Source organism: Mycobacterium talmoniae (genome assembly GCF_001854525.1).
GTDB lineage: Bacteria > Actinomycetota > Actinomycetes > Mycobacteriales > Mycobacteriaceae > Mycobacterium > Mycobacterium talmoniae.
Genome location: NZ_MLQM01000004.1, coordinates 21,022 through 40,677, shown reverse-complemented (window position 1 = coordinate 40,677; position 19,656 = coordinate 21,022). Strand labels below are relative to the sequence as shown.

15 protein-coding genes are annotated in these 19,656 nt (G+C 66.6%); 13 read left to right on the top strand and 2 right to left on the bottom strand.

Features of this window, described 5'->3' with window-relative positions:
- Window positions 1-264 precede the first annotated feature (264 nt).
- The 4 genes from BKN37_RS01750 (at window position 265) to BKN37_RS01735 (ending at window position 6,597) form a co-directional block, all read left to right on the top strand.
- Window positions 265-2,007, top strand: coding sequence for a GMC family oxidoreductase (locus BKN37_RS01750; RefSeq protein ID WP_071020343.1), 1,743 nt, complete (start codon window positions 265-267; stop codon window positions 2,005-2,007).
- A gap of 303 nt (window positions 2,008-2,310) precedes the next feature.
- Complete coding sequence (locus BKN37_RS01745) at window positions 2,311-3,465, top strand: NAD-dependent formate dehydrogenase (RefSeq protein WP_071020341.1); 1,155 nt, start codon at window positions 2,311-2,313, stop codon at window positions 3,463-3,465.
- A gap of 138 nt (window positions 3,466-3,603) precedes the next feature.
- Entirely contained in the window at window positions 3,604-5,055 is a 1,452-nt protein-coding gene (locus tag BKN37_RS01740) for a catalase (protein ID WP_071020338.1), read from the top strand.
- An 87-nt stretch (window positions 5,056-5,142) separates the two neighbouring features.
- Window positions 5,143-6,597 (top strand): catalase, encoded by a 1,455-nt coding sequence (locus BKN37_RS01735; protein WP_071020336.1) that lies wholly within the window; start codon window positions 5,143-5,145, stop codon window positions 6,595-6,597.
- 126 nt (window positions 6,598-6,723) lie between these two features.
- Here BKN37_RS01735 and BKN37_RS01730 read toward each other — a convergent pair whose 3' ends face one another.
- Both BKN37_RS01730 and BKN37_RS01725 read right to left on the bottom strand, forming a co-directional pair.
- Window positions 6,724-7,878: an FUSC family protein gene (locus BKN37_RS01730; RefSeq protein ID WP_242657044.1), complete on the bottom strand. Its 1,155-nt coding sequence runs from the start codon at window positions 7,876-7,878 to the stop codon at window positions 6,724-6,726.
- Window positions 7,879-8,105: 227 nt separating this feature from the next.
- The gene (locus BKN37_RS01725) at window positions 8,106-9,152 is read right to left on the bottom strand and encodes an FUSC family protein (RefSeq protein ID WP_071020519.1); all 1,047 of its coding nucleotides are present in this window, start codon (window positions 9,150-9,152) and stop codon (window positions 8,106-8,108) included.
- A gap of 159 nt (window positions 9,153-9,311) precedes the next feature.
- Between BKN37_RS01725 and BKN37_RS01720 the strand changes: the two genes are divergently transcribed.
- From BKN37_RS01720 to BKN37_RS01685, 9 genes are all read left to right on the top strand, one after another.
- Window positions 9,312-10,760: a cytochrome ubiquinol oxidase subunit I gene (locus tag BKN37_RS01720; protein ID WP_071020330.1), complete on the top strand. Its 1,449-nt coding sequence runs from the start codon at window positions 9,312-9,314 to the stop codon at window positions 10,758-10,760.
- 16 nt (window positions 10,761-10,776) lie between these two features.
- Window positions 10,777-11,859, top strand: coding sequence for a cytochrome d ubiquinol oxidase subunit II (gene cydB / locus BKN37_RS01715; RefSeq protein ID WP_071020327.1), 1,083 nt, complete (start codon window positions 10,777-10,779; stop codon window positions 11,857-11,859).
- Entirely contained in the window at window positions 11,856-14,228 is a 2,373-nt protein-coding gene (locus BKN37_RS01710; protein WP_083341518.1) for an FdhF/YdeP family oxidoreductase, read from the top strand. The genes cydB and BKN37_RS01710 overlap by 4 nt, the downstream gene beginning before the upstream one ends.
- Window positions 14,229-14,230: 2 nt before the next feature.
- Window positions 14,231-15,061, top strand: a complete 831-nt coding sequence (fdhD, locus tag BKN37_RS01705; protein ID WP_071020324.1) for a formate dehydrogenase accessory sulfurtransferase FdhD — start codon at window positions 14,231-14,233, stop codon at window positions 15,059-15,061.
- Between the two features lie 161 nt (window positions 15,062-15,222).
- A complete protein-coding gene (locus tag BKN37_RS01700; protein WP_071020513.1) occupies window positions 15,223-15,435 on the top strand; it encodes a hypervirulence associated TUDOR domain-containing protein in 213 nt (70 codons plus the stop codon).
- Window positions 15,436-15,502: 67 nt separating this feature from the next.
- Window positions 15,503-15,820 carry a hypothetical protein gene (locus BKN37_RS28770; RefSeq protein WP_105369530.1) on the top strand — a complete coding sequence of 106 codons (318 nt, stop codon included), beginning with the start codon at window positions 15,503-15,505 and terminating at the stop codon, window positions 15,818-15,820.
- Window positions 15,820-17,061 carry a PucR family transcriptional regulator gene (locus tag BKN37_RS01695; protein ID WP_083341517.1) on the top strand — a complete coding sequence of 414 codons (1,242 nt, stop codon included), beginning with the start codon at window positions 15,820-15,822 and terminating at the stop codon, window positions 17,059-17,061. Before BKN37_RS28770 ends, BKN37_RS01695 begins: the two co-directional genes overlap by 1 nt.
- Window positions 17,062-17,090: 29 nt before the next feature.
- Window positions 17,091-17,999, top strand: a complete 909-nt coding sequence (locus tag BKN37_RS01690; RefSeq protein ID WP_071020319.1) for a lysophospholipid acyltransferase family protein — start codon at window positions 17,091-17,093, stop codon at window positions 17,997-17,999.
- A gap of 6 nt (window positions 18,000-18,005) precedes the next feature.
- Entirely contained in the window at window positions 18,006-19,493 is a 1,488-nt protein-coding gene (locus BKN37_RS01685; RefSeq protein WP_071020317.1) for a long-chain-fatty-acid--CoA ligase, read from the top strand.
- The last annotated feature ends 163 nt before the right edge of the window (window positions 19,494-19,656 follow it).

The window sequence follows — 19,656 nt, the reverse complement described above, 5'->3', positions numbered from 1 at the left end:
CAGTCGCGCGGCTCGATCGATCGCAGCTAGACATCCGATCTAGGACGACCCTGGCGTGCCTCACAGTATCGAAATAGATTGCGGTAAAGCAAACTTCAGCGAACCAATCGGCCGCCGCCGGGGTAGCTGCCCATGGTAGCCACCTGGTTTGTAGTCGCCACCAAAGCCGGCACGCAAATCTCGGAGTCAGCTCCGTAGCTATCCGGCCGCAGACCGCAGACGCTGCTAGTTGCAGCTGATCATTCCGAATCTGAGGAGACACTGATGGCCAACGTGCCCGATGGAGCTCAGTTTGACTTTGTAATCGTTGGCGGTGGGACGGCGGGTTGCGTCGTCGCCGGCCGACTTGCCGAGAACCCCAATGTCCGGGTCCTGATCGTCGAGGCAGGTGTCGGCAACCCCTGGGACCTGGACGGGGTCACCACCCCGGGCACCGCAATGGAGCTCCGCCACAGCCAATACGACTGGGACTACAAGGCGAAGTTTGTTGATCGTGGCGTGTGGGAACGCATCGACAAACAGGATACCCGCGGTAAGATCCTCGGCGGCAGTTCCTCCGCCAACTACTTCAGCTGGGTCCCCGGCTGCAAGCCCACGTATGACCGCTGGGCGGAGTACGGTGGCTCCGAGTGGACCTGGGAGCCGCTGGTTCCCTACCTCCGCAAGAGCGCGACCTACCACGACGACTCCGGGTTGTTCTCGTCCGACCTGCAGAAGATCGGCGCCGGCGGTCCACTGCCCATTTCGCACAACCTGATCCCGGAGCTGCAGCCGTTCCGCGATGTCATCACCAAGGCCTGGACGTCCCGGGGCGAGCCGCTCACCGAGAACATCTTTGACGGCGAGATGAAGGGCCTCACCCACGCCGTCAACACCATCTACCGGGGCGTGCGCTCCGGCAGCTTCCTGTTCGTGAAGGACAAGCCCAACGTCACCATCGTTCCCGAAGTCCGCTCCAAGCAGCTGATCATCGATTACGCCGATCGCACGGCCAAGGGTGTGACCGTCATCGACGCCGCCGGCAATGAACGCAACTACTACGCCACCCGCGAGGTCATCCTCGCCCAGGGCGTCTTCGAGAGCCCGAAGTTGCTGATGCTCAGCGGTATTGGCCCAGCGCGCGAGCTGGCCAAGCACGGCATCCCGGTGGTCGTCGACTCGCGCCACGTCGGCCAACATCTCTACGACCACCCCGGTGTCCCGTTCGTGCTGCGGATCAAGGACGGCTTCGCGCTGGACAGCAGCCTGTTGCGGCCGGGCCCCAAACACGATGCGGCGGTGGCCGCCTACGCCAAGGATCACTCCGGACCGTTGGGCTCGGGCCTGTTGGAGATGATCGGATTCCCCCGCATCGACAAGTACCTGGAGAAGGACCCGGTCTACCTTGAGGCCAAGGCCGCCAACGGCGGACTTGACCCGTTCTCCCCGGAGGGGCAGCCGCACTTCGAAATCGACTTCGTCCCCGCCTTCGGCAGCGCGTTCCAGTGGCAGTACCCGACGCCCCCGGACGGCGACCACATCACGGTGATGGTGGACCTGGTCCGTCCGGCCTACGACGGCGGCGAGCTGACGCTCAACAGCGATGACCCGTTCATGGCGCCCAACATCAACCTGAACTACCTGTCCAATGAGCTGGACATCATCGCGTTGCGCGAGGGCGTCAGGTTCGCCTACGACATCCTCACCAAGGGTGACGGCTTCAAGGACCTGGTCGTCAGCCAGTACCCGTGGGATATGCCGCTGCATTCCGACGAGCTGATGAGGACGTCCGTCCAGGATCGTGTCCAGACGTCCTACCACCCGTGCGGCACCAACCGGCTGTCGAAGAACATCGACCAGGGTGTGGTCGACCCGAAGCTGAAGGTCCACGGCGTCAACAAGCTCCGCGTCATCGATGCGTCCGTCTTCCCGATCATCCCGGACTGCCGCATCCAAAACACCGTCTACATGGTCGGCGAGAAGGGCGCCGACCTGATCAAGGCCGACCACAAAGACGTCTTCAGGTAATCCGCGACTGCTGCTCGCCCACGAGCCTCTCATGGGGCAGCGGCGATCCGAGGGCAGCCCGGCCGGGATCATCCGGGCTGCCCTCGACCTGCCATCATCGGTCCGGCCTATCAGCCGATCGGAGCCACGCTTTGGACAGTCGGGTGTCGTCCGACAAAACTGAAAAGTGCTGAAGCAACGACGAACTCACCGAGTCCGCGCCACAGCGGGACGGAAACCTCGGACACGGCTCCGCAGCTGACCGCCCTAACCACAAGATGCTGCCAGCGGCAGCGCAATATTTCCGCTTATGAGGAGGAACCGATGGCGAAGTGCGTGATGGTCCTGTACCCGGATCCGGTAACCGGGTACCCGCCGCAGTACGCCCGCGACAGTGTCCCGGTGATCGACAGCTACCCCGATGGCAGCAGCTTGCCGACCCCGTCGAAGATCGACTTCACCCCCGGCGAGCTGCTCGGCTGCGTCTCGGGGGCGTTGGGCCTGCGGAAGTTCTTCGAGGAAAACGGACACGAGCTGGTGGTGACCTCGGATAAAGACGGTCCGGATTCGGAGTTCGAGCGCGAGCTGCCCGACGCCGACATCGTGATCTCCCAACCGTTTTGGCCGGCCTACATCACCAAGGAGCGGTTCGCCAAGGCGCCCAAGCTGAAGCTGGCGTTGACCGCCGGCATCGGCTCCGACCACGTCGATCTTGCCGAGGCGCAGGCCCGCGGGGTGACCGTCGCCGAGGAAACCTGGAGCAACAGCATCAGCGTCGCCGAGCACGCCGTGATGCAGATCCTGGCATTGGTGCGTAACTTCGTCCCGTCGCACCAGTGGGTCGTCGACGGAGGCTGGAACATCGCCGACTGCGTGCAGCGCTCCTACGACGTGGAGGGCATGGACGTCGGGGTGATCGCCGCCGGCCGGATCGGTCGGGCGGTGCTGGAGCGGATGAAGCCATTCGGGGTGAACCTGCACTACTTCGACGTGCACCGGCTGTCGCCGGAGCTGGAGCAGCAACTGGGCGTCACCTATCACCCCAATGTGGAGTCGCTGGCCCGCTCGGTGGACGTGGTGTCGATCCACTCACCGCTGATCGCCCAGACGCACCACATGTTCAACGAGAAGTTGCTGAAGTCGATGCGGCGCGGCTCCTACATCGTCAACACCGCCCGCGCCGAGGAAACCGACCAAAAGGCGATCGTCGCGGCGTTGGAGAGCGGCCAGCTCGCCGGCTACGCCGGTGACGTGTGGTACCCGCAACCGCCGGCGCCGAATCACCCGTGGCGCACCATGCCCAACCACGCGATGACCCCGCACATCTCGGGTTCCAGTTTGTCGGCGCAGGCCCGCTATGCCGCCGGCACCCGGGAGATCCTCGAAGACTGGTTCGCCGGCAAGCCGATCCGCTCGGAGTACCTGATCGTCGAGGGCGGCAAGTTCGCCGGCACGGGGGCGAAGTCCTACGCACAGTAGGCCGCAGACCGATTCGGCGGGGCGGCTGACCGCACACCGCCCCGCCGAGTCGTCCAACGTTCCGCCCAAGGCAGCGAGGGGATGCCTGGGGCGGGTCGGTGACAGCAGCTCAGCCCACAACACCGAGAGGATGGCGAAATGACGGACAACTACACCACCACCGATGGGGGTGCGCCGGCGCCGAGTAATGAACGGTCGTTGACGCTGGGCCCCAATGGCCCGATCCTGCTGCAGGACACCTACCTGATTGAGCAGCTGGCGGCGTTCAACCGGGAGCGGGTCCCCGAACGTCAGCCGCACGCCAAGGGCACCGGGGCGTTCGGCCGGTTCGAGGTGACCAATGATGTCAGCGCCTACACCAAAGCGGCCGTGTTTCAGCCCGGCGCCGTGACCGACGTGTTCGTGCGAGTAGCCGGCAACGCCAGCGAACGGGGCAGCGCCGACACGCTGCGCGACTCCCGCGGGTTTTCGCTGAAGTTCTACACCTCCGAAGGCAACTACGACATCGTCGGCAACAACGTGCCGATCTTCTTCATCCGGGATCCGATCAAATTTCCCAACCTGATCCGCTCGAACAAACGCCGCGCCGACAACGACTGCCACGACCACAACATGGTGTGGGACTTCTTCACCCAGTCGCCCGAGTCCGCGCATCTGGTGACGCTGATCATGGGGGACCGCGGCATCCCGAGAACCTACCGGCACATGAACGGCTACGGGTTGCACACGTTTAGCTGGGTCAACGTCGGCGGGGAGATCTGCTGGGTGAAATACCACTACAAGTCCGATCAGGGCGTCCAGTGTTTGACCCAGGAGGAGGCCGACCGGCTGGCCGGGACCGACCCGGACTGCTGCCAGCGGGACCTGTTCGATGCGATCGCGCGCGGCGAGTTCCCGAGCTGGACACTCTACGTGCAGATCATGCCCTTCGAGGATGCCAAAACGTACCGGTTCAACCCGTTCGATGTCACCAAGGTATGGCCACACGCCGACTACCCGCTCATCGAGGTCGGGCGGATGACGTTGGACCGCAACCCCACCGATCACCACACCGAGGTGGAGCAGGCCGCGTTCGGGCCGCACAACATTGTGCCCGGCACCGGGCTCAGCCCGGACCGGTTGTTGTTAGGCCGCAGCTTCGCCTACGCCGACGCGCACCGGGCCCGGATCGGGGTCAACCATCATCAGATTCCGGTCAACGCGCCCAAGGTGCCGGTGCGCAGCTATTCCAAGGACGGCCGGATGCGGGTGCAGAATGTGTCCGACCCGGTGTACACGCCCAACACCGTCGGCGGCCCGGTCGCCGACCCGGCCCGGGCGGCCGAGGTGCTCTGGGCCGCCGACGGGGAGATGATGCGCGCCGCCTACACCCTGCGCCCCGACGACGACGACTGGGGCCAGGCGCACACCCTGATCCGTGAGGTGATGGACGACGACCAACGCGAACGTCTGGTGCGCAACGTCGTCGGCCACGTCTCCAATGGTGTCAGAGAACCCGTACTGTCCCGAGTGTTCGAATACTGGCGCAACATCGATCCCGAGATTGGTCAGCAAATCGAAAAGGGAGTCCGCGCAAACCTCAACCAATAGGACACGACAGTCGCGACATCCAGCGCAACCGCCGCGGTGCGCCATCGTGGCGGTTGCGCTGGATCTCAACGTACGACGGGGTGCGAGATGGTGGACAACTTTACGACGACCGATGGGGGTGCGCCGGCGCCGAGTGGTGAGCGGTCGTTGACGCTGGGGCCCAACGGCCCGATCCTGTTGCAGGACACGTATTTGATCGAGCAACTCGCCGCGTTCAACCGGGAACGGGTCCCCGAGCGCCAACCGCACGCCAAGGGCGCCGGCGCGTTTGGCCGGTTCGAGGTGACCAACGACGTCAGCGCCTACACCAAGGCGGCGTTCCTGCAGCCGGGTGCGTCCACCGAGGTGTTTGCCCGGTTCTCGTCGGGCAATAGCGGTGAGCGCGGCAGCGCGGATACGGTGCGCGATAACCGCGGGTTTTCGGTGAAGTTTTACACCACCGAGGGCAATTTCGACCTCGTTGGTAGCAACGTCCCGGTGTTTGCGATCCGGGATCCGATCAAGTTTCCCAACATGATCCGCGCCGGTGGGCGCCGCGCGGACAACGACTGCCACGACCACAACATGGTGTGGGATTTTTGGACGCGAAGCCCCGAGACCGCGCATCTAGTGACCTTGGTGATGGGCGATCGCGGTATCCCGAAGACATTGCGGCATATGAACGGCTACGGCCTGCACGCGTTTAGCTGGGTCAACCTGGGCGGGGAGATTTCGTGGGTGAAGTATCACTTCATCTCTGACCAGGGGGTGCAGTGTTTGACCCAAGCGGAGGGCGACCGGCTGGCCGGCACCGATCCCGATCGCTGCATGCGGGATCTGCACGCGTCGATCGCGCGCGGTGAGTACCCCAGTTGGACGCTGAGGGTGCAGATCATGCCGTTCGAGGATGCCAAAACGTATCGGTTCAACCCGTTTGATGTGACCAAGGTGTGGCCGCATGCCGACTATCCGCTGATCGAGGTTGGCCGGATGACGTTGGACCGCAATGTGACCGATCACCACACCGAGGTGGAGCAGGCCGCGTTCGGGCCGCACAACACCGTGCCCGGCACCGGGCTCAGCCCGGACCGATTACTGCTCGGGCGCAGCTTCGCCTACGCCGACGCGCACCGCGTCCGGATCGGGGTCAACCACCACCAGATCCCGGTCAACGCCCCCAAGGTGCCGGTGCGCTCCTACTCCAAGGACGGCCGGATGCGGGTGCAGAATGTGTCCGACCCGGTGTACACCCCCAACACGGTCGGCGGCCCGCACGCCGATGCGGCCCGGGCGGCCGAAGTCGGGTGGCACGCCGACGGGGAAATGATGCGCGCCGCCTACACCCTGCACCCGGACGACGACGACTTCGGCCAGGCCCGCACCCTGGTGCGTGAGGTGATGGATGACCAACAACGGGCACGGCTGGTCTCCAACATCGTCGGCCACGTGTCCAATGGCGTCAAAGAACCCGTCCTATCCCGCGTCTTCGCATACTGGCGCAACATCGACCCCGAGCTCGGCCAACAAGTCGAACAAGGCGTCCGCGCCAACGCGCGTAGTTGAAGCCCGCCGCGATCGCTTACCGGCCTGCGCCGAGCAGACGCAGAATCGCACGATCCGGGCTGTGTTTGTGCGATTCTGCGTCTGCTCGCACGGGAGCCAGGCCGGCCAGATCGCGGTCGAGGTTGTTCATCGCGGGGTTCCTTTCGGGCTGCCGACTGCCAGCCGGTCGTGGGTGGGGGTTGTGCTGCGGCCGCCGCGGATGAGCACTGCGACCGCAATGCCGGCGGCGACGCCGATCAGGTTGTCGATGGCACGGTCCGCGAGGAACGTCAACGGTTCGGCGGGCGCGGCCAGTTGGGTCATGAGCATGATCAGCGGGGTAAAGAACCAGACGGCGAGCCCATAATGGCGCGTCATGAACAGTTCGGTGGGAAACAGCAGCGCTATCACGACGGCGGCCAGGAAGGTCGCGCCGAGGTGGGGTAGCAGCAGCAGCGCGGCGACCACGAGCCCGGCCAGCGTGCCCAGCACCCGGTGCATACCGCGCTGGATCACGCCTGACACGCTCAGGGAGTGCCCGTCACGTGCGTTGGCGGCGGCCAACGGCACCGCGGCGGCGGCCATCGCCCAGTTGGCGTGATCGATGCCCAGCAGCAGACCACTCGATCCCGCGGCCGAGATCGCCAACGCATAGCGCAGGGCGTGCACCCGGCTGTCAGCCGCCCGCCTTTTCGCTGCGCAGGCAGTCGGCCGAACGTCGTGCAGTTGGCGGCCACCAGGGCCAGGAGCGGCAAGCATGCCGACGGTACTGACCAGGATGCAAAACGTCGCCGTCGCTGCACAGATCGACAATGCCGGCCAGGCCGCCACCCGGTCGGCCGGGATGGTTGCGACGGCGCCGACGGCAAAGATGCCGTAGAAGGGGCCCTGGGGGCTGAGACCGAGTCGGTCGGTCACCAGTGAACCAATCGAGGCGAAGACGACTTCGGTCGCGACCAGCATCCACGAGCGAGCATGGACGCTGGACAACACAACTCCGGTGCCCACCCCGGTCAGCAGCACCGTGCCTGCCTGCGCTTGATGGCGGAGGCGCAACCGGTGCGATTCGGCCCGCCCATACATACCGGTGAATGACCCGAACACGGCGAAGATGATCAGATCCGGCCGTTCGGCAATCAGCAAGACCACGCCGGGAACGACCAGCCCGATGACAACCCGGCACGCGTGGACGTGGTCGTTGTCAGCGGGGCCGAGGCCGACCAATCCGCTTGCCTTCGTCCGAACCGCACACAAGGAAGGTCTCCGATCATCGGTTGCGGGCGGCTCGTTCGTGGTGTCCACACCGGTTGACGGCAGCCCATGGAACATGCGCGCCGCGCCACTGCGGGACTGGTGGAAAGTCTGGACGAAGCGGCACACGCACGTCCAAACGGACTTGCCTACGACGTGATAGGAGCCAGCGATCAGGGCGGTCTGGGGTGGGCGTGATGCGTTTGGAGGGCACACCAATATCCGCCGAGGAATCTCTGGAACCGGCTGCGACCCCTGGGTGATGGCGATTCCGGTCTTCATCGTGGCGTGAGGTCGACCACCCGCTGCAGCTCGTCGGCGCAGGTATCGATGATCGCGGCCAGCAGGGCTTGGGTGCTGGCCGGGCCGACAGAGTGACACGCGGCGCTACGGCGGCGAACGGCGGCGGCATGGGCGGCGGTGGCCGCACGCTGGTCGTCGGCGAGCGCGGTCACGGCGGCGGCGAGGCCGCCGACCGCGTCACGCAGCACGTCGCCGATATCGCCGGCGGTCGTGACGGTGCGCGCCAGGTGCAGCACCGAGCCGGCGAGCAGCGCCAACTGCGCGGCCTGGCGGTCGGCCACCCGGGTCGCGCTGCGCAGCGGCCAGCGGCGCGGACAGACCCGCGCCAACTGTTCGGCGGTGCTGCGGGCGTCGGCCAGCCGCGCCAGGCGTCGGTGCAGCCGAGCCGCGGCCGCCAACGCCCAGTCGGGGTCCGGGGGCGGGGAATCGCCCGTCAGGCGGCCGATCTGGTCGAGAATGTCGCCGAGCGCGGTCAGCATGTCGCGGCGAGCGTCGCGCAGCACGGTCAGCGGATTCTTGGGGAAGACCAGGATGCTGAAGACCACCGCCAAACCGCCGCCGATCAAGGCGTCGTAGAACCGTTCCAGACCGAAGCCGCGGTGCGGGAAGGCCAAGATCAAAATCGCTGACATGACGGTCTGGTTGACGAACATCGGTCGTTGCGCGATGAAACCCTGCCCGATCACCACCGCCACCGACAGCGCGAGCAGCACCACCACGCCCATGGCGATCGGGTCGGTGCCGAGCACGGCGTGCACCCCGGTGCCCAACCCGATCCCCACCGCTACACCGATCATCATTTCGACGGCCAATTCCGCCCGCACCACGTTCGTCGCCCACAGACACACCGCGGCGGCGATCGGGGCGAAGAACGGTTCCGGGTGGCCGAGCACGTCATGGGCGAGGTACCAGGCCAGCCCGGCGGCGAGCGCGGTCTGCGCGATCGGCCACACCACCACACGCAGTAGCCGCTCGGCCGCCGGCCCGATCCGGGCTGTGCGGGCGGGGAGCGCCCCCTTCATGCTGTTACCAAACCGCATTTGCGGCCGACGTGGTAGGCGTTCCAGATTTTGCCAGGTGATATTGGTGAATACGCCAACCGCAAAACCTAGACGCTGCACACCGCCCCTACTACTGTCCCTAGTACATGGGTTCGCCCCGGTACTAGGGGGTTGGTGCAGATGGACCTCGTCGACATCTCGCGGTGGCAATTCGGGATTACGACCGTCTATCACTTCATTTTTGTGCCGCTCACGATCGGTCTGGCGCCGTTGGTGGCGGTCATGCAGACGATCTGGGTGGCCACCGGCACGGCCGCTTGGTATCGACTGACCCGGTTCTTCGGCAAATTGTTCTTGATCAACTTCGCGATCGGGGTGGCCACCGGGATCGTGCAAGAGTTTCAGTTCGGGATGAACTGGAGCGAGTATTCCCGGTTTGTCGGCGACGTCTTCGGCGCACCGCTGGCGATGGAAGGGCTGGCCGCTTTCTTCTTCGAGTCGATCTTTATCGGCTTATGGATCTTCGGCTGGAGTCGGTTGCCGCGGCTGGTGCACTTGGCCTGCATTTGGGTGGTCGCGGTCGCGGTGAACGTCTCGGCGTTCTTCATCATTGCGGCGAACTCGTTTATGCAGCACCCGGTCGGCGCGCATTACAACCCGGCCACCGGGCGCGCCGAACTCGACAGCATCGTCGCATTGCTCACCAACAACACGGCGATCGCGGCGTTCACCCACGTAGTCGCCGGCGCGTGGCTGACGGCCGGGACGTTCGTGGCCGCGGTCTGCTCGTGGCGGATGGTGCGCAAGCCCGGCGCGGAGGAAGCCCGCACCCTGTACCGGCCGGCGATCATCCTGGGCTGTCTGGTGGTGCTGGCGGCGGCGGCCGGCTTGTTCTTCACCGGTGATGTGCAGGGCAAGTTGATGTTCCGCCAGCAGCCGATGAAGATGGCGTCGGCGGAATCGTTGTGTCACACCGAAACCGACCCCAGTTTCTCGATCCTGACCGCAGGAACCCACAACAACTGCGACAGCATCGCCCGGGTGATCGAGGCGCAGTACGTGCTGCCCTTCTTGGCCGAGGGCAAGTTCACCGGCGTCACGCTGGAGGGGGTCAAGGACATCCAGCTGCGCTACGAGCACCAGTACGGGCCGGGGGATTACCGACCGAACCTGTTCGTCACCTACTGGTCGTTCCGTGCGATGGTCGGGCTGCTGGCGGTGCCGCTGCTGTTTTCCCTCGTGGCGCTGTGGCTGACCCGGCGCGGCCGCATCCCCCGCCAGCGCTGGTTCGCCTGGTTCGCGTTGTTGACCATTCCCACCCCGTTCCTGGCCAACAGCGCCGGATGGGTGTTCACCGAGATGGGCCGCCAACCCTGGATCGTGGCCCCCAACCCCACCGGCGACCAATCGATCCGCATCACCGTGCAGCAGGGCGTCTCCGATCACGCGCCCGCCACGGTGGTGATCTCGCTGGTGATGTTCACCCTCGTCTACGCGGTGCTGGCGGTGTTCTGGTTTGAGTTGCTGCGCCGCTACGTCGTCGCCGGCCCCCAAGAGCACGACACCGAGCCGGCGCCGCCCGCGCCGCCGGCTGAGGACGCGGTCGCACCGCTGTCGTTTGCCTACTGAGAGGAGCTGATTCACGGTGGGTTTGCAGCAAGCATGGTTTGTCATCCTCGCCGCGCTGTTTCTGGGCTTCTTCATCCTGGAGGGCTTCGACTTCGGGGTCGGCATGTTGATGGCGCCGCTGGGCCGGGTCGCCAAGGGCGACCCGGAGGCGCATCGCCGGGCGGTGCTCAACACCATCGGGCCGGTGTGGGACGGCAACGAGGTGTGGCTGATCACCGCGGGCGCCGCGATGTTCGCGGCGTTCCCGAACTGGTATGCCACCGTGTTCTCCGCGCTGTATCTGCCGCTGCTGGCGATCCTGTTCGGGCTGATCCTGCGCCCGGTCGCCATCGAATGGCGCGGCAAGATCGACGACGCCCGGTGGCGCAGCTGGGCCGACTTCGGCATCGCGGCCGGCTCCTGGCTGCCCGGGATCCTGTGGGGTGTCGCGTTCGCGATCCTGGTGCGCGGCCTGCCGGTGGACGCCCACCATCGCGTGCACCTCACGTTCGGCGACGTGATCAACCCCTACACGGTGCTCGGTGGCTTGGCGACCGGCGGCCTGTTCGTGTTCTACGGCGCGGTGTTCCTCGTGCTGAAGACCGCCCAGGGGGTCCGCGAGGACGCGTTGCGGTTCGCGACCATCGTGTCGCTGCCGGTGACCGCGGTCGTCGCCGCGTTCGGGCTGTGGACCCAGCTGGCGTACGGAAAGCGGTGGACCTGGCTGGTGTTGGCGGTCGCGGTGGTCGCCCTGTTGGCGGCGGTCGGGCTGGTGTGGCGCCAGTGGGTCGGGTTGAAGGTCATGACAGGCAACCCCCGCGAGGGCTGGACGTTCGTGCTGACCCTGCTGGTCGTGGCCGCGGTGGTGGTGCTGCTGTTCGGCGCGCTGTACCCGAATCTGGTGCCGTCGACCCTGAACCCGCACTGGAGCGTCACCATCTACAACGGGTCGTCGACCCCCTACACCCTGAAGATCATGACGTGGGCCGCGCTGCTGTTCGCCCCGGCGGTCGTGGTGTATCAGGCGTGGACGTACTGGGTGTTTCGTCGACGGATCTCCGCCGAGGCCATTCCCGCCGCAATCGGATTGCCCAGGACCGCAGGAGGTTTACTGCAATGACGACCACATCACCGCAAGAGTCCGCGCCCCGCGGGCCGGCCGCAGCACCCGAGCTGCTGCTGGGTCAGGGCACCCCCGATTCGGCGGCGCCCGGATGCGGACCCGGCGCCGGCGAGCCGAAGCAAAAGGACTACCACCACCCCGCGGCCGGCTACGGCGCCTCCTTCAGCGTGGCCAAGGTGCTGCTGAAGCGCCGCGAGATCCTGGAAGGCCCGCAGGTCATCACCCGGATGAACCACGAGAACGGGGGATTCGACTGCCCCGGCTGTGCCTGGCCCGACGACCGCAAGGGCCTGCGCCTGGACATCTGCGAGAACGGCATCAAGCACTCGACCTGGGAAATGGACCCCAAGCGCGTCGGCCGGGACTTCTTTGCCACCCACAGCGTCGCGGAATTGGCGAGCTGGAGCGACTTCGCGCTGGAGGACGCCGGCCGGCTCACCGAACCCATGGTGTACGACGCCGCCTCGGATCACTACCTACCCATCGACTGGGATGCGGCGTTCGCGCTGGTCGGCGAGACGCTGCGGGGGCTGGATTCCCCCGACCAGGCCGCCTTCTACACCTCCGGGCGCCTCGGCAACGAAGCCACCTTCCTGTATCAGTGGTGGGTTCGCGAGTTCGGCACCAACAACTTCCCGGACTGCTCGAACATGTGCCAGGAGGCCAGCGGGAAGGCGCTGCTGTCCTCGCTGGGCACCGGCAAGGGCACCGTCGACCTGGTCGACTGGGAGAAGGCCGACTGCCTGATCATCATGGGGGTCAACGCGGCCTCCAACACTCCCCGGATGTTGACCGCGCTGGCCGAGGCCTACCGGCGCGGCGCCCAGATCGTGCACATCAATCCGCTCATCGAAGCGGCCGCGACCCGCACGATCGTGCCGCACGAGATGGTCGACATGGCGCTGTTCCGTGCCACCGACATCAGCACCATGAACATCCAGCCGCGGATCGGCGGCGATTTCGCGTTGCTGCGCGGGGTGGCCAAGGCGCTGCTGGAGGCTTCGGTCAACGACCCCGAGGCGATCGACGAGCTATTCATCGAGCGCTACACCCACGGGTTTGCCGAGTACCGGGCGGCCTGCGAGGCGGTGAGCTGGCCGGAGCTCGAGCACCAGTCCGGGGTGCCGGTCGAGCAGATCCACACCCTGGCCCGGATCTACCGGCAGTCCCGGGCCAGCATCATCGCGTGGTGTCTGGGGGTCAGCCAGCACGCCCACGGGCCGGACGCCGTCCGGGAGATCATCAACCTGTTGTTGTTGCGCGGCAACATCGGTCGCGAAGGCGCCGGACCGTGCTGCATCCGCGGGCATTCCAACGTGCAGGGCAACCGGACCTGCGGCATCGACCACCACCCGTCGAAACAGACGCTGGACTACCTCGCCGCCGCCTGCGAGATCGACGTTCCGCGCCACCACGGCCTCGACGTCGTCTCCACCATCCACGCCATGCACCGCGGCGAGGTGAAGGTGTTCGTCGGGATGGGCGGCAACTTCGCGTTGGCCGCGCCCGACACCGCCTACAGCTTCGAGGCGTTGCGCCGCTGCGAACTGACCGTGCAGGTTTCCACCAAACTCAACCGCAGCCACCTGGTGCACGGTCGCCAGGCGCTGATCCTGCCGTGTGTGGCCCGCACCGAGATCGACCGGCAGGGCGGTGTGCCGCAGTCGATTACGGTCGAAGACTCGATGAGCATGGTGCATTTGTCGGTGGGGATGAAGGAGCCGGCGTCCCCGCAGCTGCGCTCCGAACCGGCGATCATCGCCGGGATGGCCAAGGCGACGCTGCCCGCGACGAAAACCCCGTGGGACGACCTGGTGGCCGATTACGATCGGATCCGGGACCGGATGGCCAAGGGCCTGTACGGGTTTGAGGACTTCAACCGCCGGGTGCGGCAGCCGCTGGGCTTCCGTATCCGCCAACCCGCGCGAGAACTGGTGTTTTTGACCAAGTCTGGCCGAGCCGAGTTCTCCGCCGGTCCGCTGCCGGATGTGCTGCCCGCCCAGGGGCGGCTGGTGCTGGGCACGATGCGTTCCCACGACCAGTTCAACACCACCATTTATTCCGACGACGACCGCTACCGCGGGGTGAAGAACCTGCGCACCCTGCTGTTCATGAACGCCGCCGATATGGAGGCATTGGGCATCAAGCAGTTCGACTACATCGACATCACCAGCATCGCCCGGGACGGCAGCCGGCGCAGTGTGTACGGCTACCGGGCGGTGGCCTACAACATTCCGGCCGGCAACGCCGCCGGATATATGCCCGAACTCAACGTGCTGTGCCCGATCGGTGACGTCAACCCGGAAAGCGGTCAACCGGTGATGAAGCACGTGCCGATCGAGGTCACCCACTCCAAGGCCCGGTGAGCATGGGACGGGTCACCGCGCGCCGGCGGGCCAGTCACCTGGCAGCGGGTCACGCCGCCGAGCGGCCCGAGACGCTGGCGGTGGAGGAGCCGCTGGAGATCCGGGTCAACGGCAGCGCGTTAACGGTCACCATGCGCACCCCCGGCTCGGATGTCGAACTCGCGCAGGGATTTCTGCTGACCGAGGGGGTGATCGCGTGCCGCGACGACGTGTTGGCCGCGCGGTACTGCCGCGGCGCCGCGGACGGCGCCAACACCTACAACGTGCTCGATGTGTCGCTGGCCCCCGGCGTGCCGCTGCCCGACGTGGATGTCACCCGCAACTTCTACACCACCTCCTCGTGCGGCATCTGCGGCAAAGCGTCCCTCGACGCGGTGCAGTCGGTCAGCCGGTACTGTCCGGGCGATGACCCGGTCATCGTCGGCAAGGACGCGATCACCGGTATGCCGGATCGACTCCGCGCCGCCCAGAACGTGTTCAACAGCACCGGCGGTCTGCACGGGGCGGCACTGTTCGACGCCGAGACCATGCTGGTGGTCCGTGAGGACATCGGCCGGCACAATGCGGTCGACAAAGTGATCGGTTGGGCGGTCGAACACGACCGGATACCGCTGGCCGGCACCGTGCTGCTGGTCAGCGGGCGCGCGTCCTTCGAATTGACCCAGAAGGCCGTCATGGCCGGTATTCCGGTGCTGGCAGCGGTGTCCGCGCCGTCCTCACTCGCGGTCGACCTGGCCACCCAGTCCGGGTTAACGCTGGTCGCCTTCCTGCGCGGGGACTCGATGAACGTCTACAGCAGGCCCGACCGCATCGTCCGACGGCACGGCCACTGAAATCGACGCGCAAACTGACGCATAGCCCGAATAAACCGGGTTTCGGGAAATTTAGGCGTCGATCTCAGCAGCAATCGGCGCCGGCCGCCTTGTCGACGGCCGGTTTGAGCAATCCGGCCATCGGGCACACCGAGGTGAGGAACGGAACCGAGGAGCGGCAGATGTCCACACGTTTCCAGGTCGGCGACCACGTGCGGTGGAACTCCGAAGCGGGCCACGTCAGCGGCACGATCACCAAGGTGCACACGCAGGACACCGAATACAAGGGGCATAAGCGCCGGGCCAGCCAGGACGAACCGCAGTACGAAATCAAAAGCGATAAGACCGATCACATCGCGATGCACAAGGGATCGGCGCTGGAAAAGATCGACTGACGCCCGGGCCCCGACCATAGTTGCCGGCGCGCCGGTTGCCGGTGCCCCGCGGTCCTGACCTGCGGGTATGCTGGGTCGCGGCGCCGGTTTGTTCCCGGAAGACGACGATCCGCGAAGAGTTCGTCGGCTGGCGACGTCGCTGCATCGGGGCGGGCTGCGTAGCTTTTATCACGAACGCGACGGCACGAATTCCACGAAATTCGAATTCGAAGGCCGGAGCGGCTTCGGGAAAACCGTGAATCCGACCCCAGGAATGAGTAAAACGATGTTCGCTGCCATTTTCATCATGCTGATCGTCTTGGCGCCCGTGTGGATCCCGGCGCTCATCTCCGGTGGCCACGCCCTGGCGAGCAGGAAGCGCGCGGCCCTCGACAGCGCATCGTGATGCAGCGCCTCGCAGACCAGCGTCCCCCGCCAAACGGGACCTTGGCGGAATGGGATGCCCTGTTCGACACACTGCTCGGCCAACTGGCTGCGCTCGCCGGGCGCGTCGGCGAAGCGATCCAGGCTCAGCTGCCCACCTACCGCACCTTGGGCCGCGCGACGCTCGACGACGAAATCGGATTCCAACTGGAGCGGGTCTTACGCTCCGCGCGCGGCCGACGCGCGGCGGTAAGTGACCTCGAACTTGCCGAGCTGACCGCGATCGGTGAAGCACGGGCGCAGCAAGGCGTCCCCGTCGACGAGATGCTGCGGGCCTGGCGGATCGGCATCGAGGTCGTCGTTGCGCACGCGCGGGCAGAGAGCGCGCGACTCGGCATCCGCGATGCCGCCGTGCTGGAGTTCGTGCAGTCGACGCTGGCCTGGTCCGACGTGGCGATGGTGGCCACCGCCGGGGCGCACCGCCGCGCCGAGCTCGCGTTCGGGTTCGCCGAGGAGGAGCAGCGCGCCACGTTCGTGCGCGGCGCGTTGTCCGGCGCCATCCCGGCCGACGAACTCGGCATCCAGGCCAAGGCATACGGGCTTGACCTCACCCGCGACTACGTCGCGGTCCGCGCGTTGCTCAGCGACACCACCTCGCAGCGCAAACTGGAGTGGACGCTGGGTTTTCACGATCCGGCGTCGCGCGGGCTGGGCACCGTCGTTGACGGGTGCGTCGTTGGCTTCCTGAGCCAGCCGCCACCACGCGAGGTCGACGCCGTCGTCGGGATCGGTCCGCCCAAGCCGCTCGGGTTGTTGGCCGAGTCCTACCGGTTGGCGACCCGGGCGCTGACCACGATTCAGGCGTGCGGTCTGCGGGGCGCCTACGACATCGCCTCATTCGGGGTGCGGGCGGCGGTCGCGACCGACGCCGACGTCGGCGATGTGCTGCGGAAGCGCTATCTCGAACCGCTCGCCGAGGGCGGCTCGGCTCGTGAGCTGATCGCCACGGTGCGGGCGTTTCTGGCCTGCGGGATGCACGTCGAACGGGCCGCCACACGGTTGTTCGTCCACCAGAACACCGTGCGCTACCGCCTGGCCCGATTTGAAGAACTGACCGGGGCCAGCCTGCGTGACGCCGAAGTGCTGTTCGGTGTCTGGTGGGCACTACGGGCAGGTCACGACGGTTGTAGTAGCCCCCAAGACGAGATGAGCAATCTCGGAGCGCACTCCGTACGCATCGGTCCCGATCCGGCAGATGCTTAACCGCATGCACGCCATCACCTGAGGAAGCCATGACGACATCGACAGAACAAGCCGAACCGCAACGCGCCACCACCCGCAAGGCCGGGGCCCCGCGGGGTGGGCTGCAGCAACTCATCGCGCGACGCACCGCCGCGCCGACTCAGCTCAGCGGTCCCAACGAGAAGTTCATGCGCTACGTGCAAGACCCCATCTGGAACTTCCTGTGCGACCACTACTTCCGGTTGGAGATCGACGGCTGGCACCGCGTCCCCGCCGAACCGTCGCTGCTGATCGGCATCCATTCCGGCGGTGCCCTGACCATGGACGCGTGGACCCTGGTGCACGCCTGGCAGCGCCGATTCGCCGGCCAGCGGGTCCTGCACGGCACCGCCCACGACGTCTTGATGGCCGCACCACTGCTCGGCGACTACTTCCGGGCGCTGGGGGTGATCCCGGCGTCGCGGGACGGCGTCACCGCCGCGCTGGCCGCCGGACACGACGTGGTCGTGTGGCCCGGCGGCGAACAGGACGCGATGCGCAACTGGCGCCACCGGGATAAGGCATTACTGTTCGGCCGCAAGGGATTCGTCCGTCAGGCCATCCGGTCGGGGGTGCCGATCGTCCCCGTCGCGACGGTGGGCGGCCACGACACCGTCTTCGTGCTGTCCGAAGGCCGGTTTCTGGCCCGCTGGACCGGGCTGGGCAAGCGGCTGCGCGGGGCGACGATGCCGATCATCGCGGGATTCCCGTTCCCGCTGGCCATTGAGGTCTTGCCGGCGCACCTGCCGCTGCCGGCGAAGATCCGCACCGAATTCCTCGACCCCATCGAGGTCGACACCGATCCCGCCCGTGCCGACGACACCGAGTACGTCGACTCGGTGTACGACCAGGTCGAGTGCGCGATCCAGAACGGTGTGGATCGCCTGGCCAAACGTCGCAGCTTCCCGGTACTGGGGTGATGCATCATGACCAGCCTGGCCGCCGGCCTGATCGAGGCCGCCCACCGCCACCCTGACCGAGTGGCGCTGCGCCTCAACGAAGTCGAAATACCGTATACCGGGCTGGACGCGGCCAGCGCCTGCCTGGCCGGCCTGCTGGTTGCGCGGGGACTGCGGCCCGGCGACCGGGTCGCGGTGATGCTGCCCAACGTGCCCTACTTCGCCATCGCGTACTACGCGGTGCTGCGGGCCGGCGGGGTGGTGGTCCCGATGAACGTGCTGTTGAAGGAACGCGAAACGACGTTCTACCTATCCGATTCTCAGGCCACCGCGATCATCGCCTGGCATGAGTTCGCCGCCACCGCCCACGCCGGGGCGGTCGCCGTCGGTGCCGAATGCATCGTGGTGACCCCCGGGCAATTCGAGGAGCTGATCTGCGCGGCCACCCCCGTCGTCGACGCCGTGGCCCGTGACGACCGGGACACCGCCGTGATCCTGTACACCTCGGGGACCACCGGCACCCCCAAGGGCGCCGAGCTAACCCACGCCAACCTGCGCCACAACGTCGCGACCGTCGTCGACATGGTGGATCTCTCGGCGGATGACGTGATCCTCGGCGCCCTGCCACTGTTTCACGCGTTCGGTCAGACCGCCGGTCTCAACGCCACCATCGCCGCCGGCGCCTGCCTGACCCTGATCCCGCGGTTCGACCCGGGCACCGCGCTGTCACTCATCGAGCGCGACCGCGTCACCGTATTCGAAGGCGTCCCGACCATGTTCGCCGCGATGCTGCACGCCGACCAGCGACCGGACACCGGCTCGCTGCGGCTGTGCATCTCCGGTGGCGCCGCGATGCCGGTCGAAGTGATGCGCGGGTTCGAGAACGCCTTCGGCACCATGGTGCTGGAGGGCTACGGGCTGAGCGAAACCTCGCCGGTGGCCTCGTTCAATCACCCCGACCGGGCGCGCAAGCCGGGCTCGATCGGCACGCCGGTGGCCGGTGTGGAGATGAAGCTCGTCGGCGCCGGCACCGAGGGTGTCGGCGAAATCGTCATCCGGGGCCACAACGTGATGAAGGGGTATTGGCGCCGGCCGGAGGCGACCGCCGCGGCGATCGATCCCGACGGCTGGTTTCACACCGGGGATCTGGCCCGGGTGGACGACGACGGCTACTACTTCATCGTCGACCGCTCCAAGGACCTGATCATCCGCGGCGGGTACAACGTCTACCCGCGCGAGATCGAAGAGGTGCTCTACGAGCATCCCGCGGTGCGCGAGGCGGCGGTGGTCGGCGTGCCCGACGACCTGCTCGGCGAAGAGGTGGGCGCCGCGATCACGCTGAAGTCCGGGGCCGCGGCGGACGCGTCAGCAATCCGCGACTACGTCAGGGAGCGGGTTGCCGGCTACAAATACCCGCGGCGCATCTGGTTCGTCGATGAGCTGCCGAAGGGCCCGACCGGCAAGATCCTCAAACGCGACATCAGCGTCCCCGCCAAGCCGGTGGAGGCGTCATGAAAACCGTTGTGACACAACAATTGTGGCTGCAAGAATCCGGGCGCTCACGTGACCCGACGTGACCGCGACGCACTCGCCAGATGGCGTCAATCATTGACCTCGATCCCCCCACCGTCAAGGCGTCTGCGGCGCACACTGAACACCAGCCGGCAGCAAAAGGAGC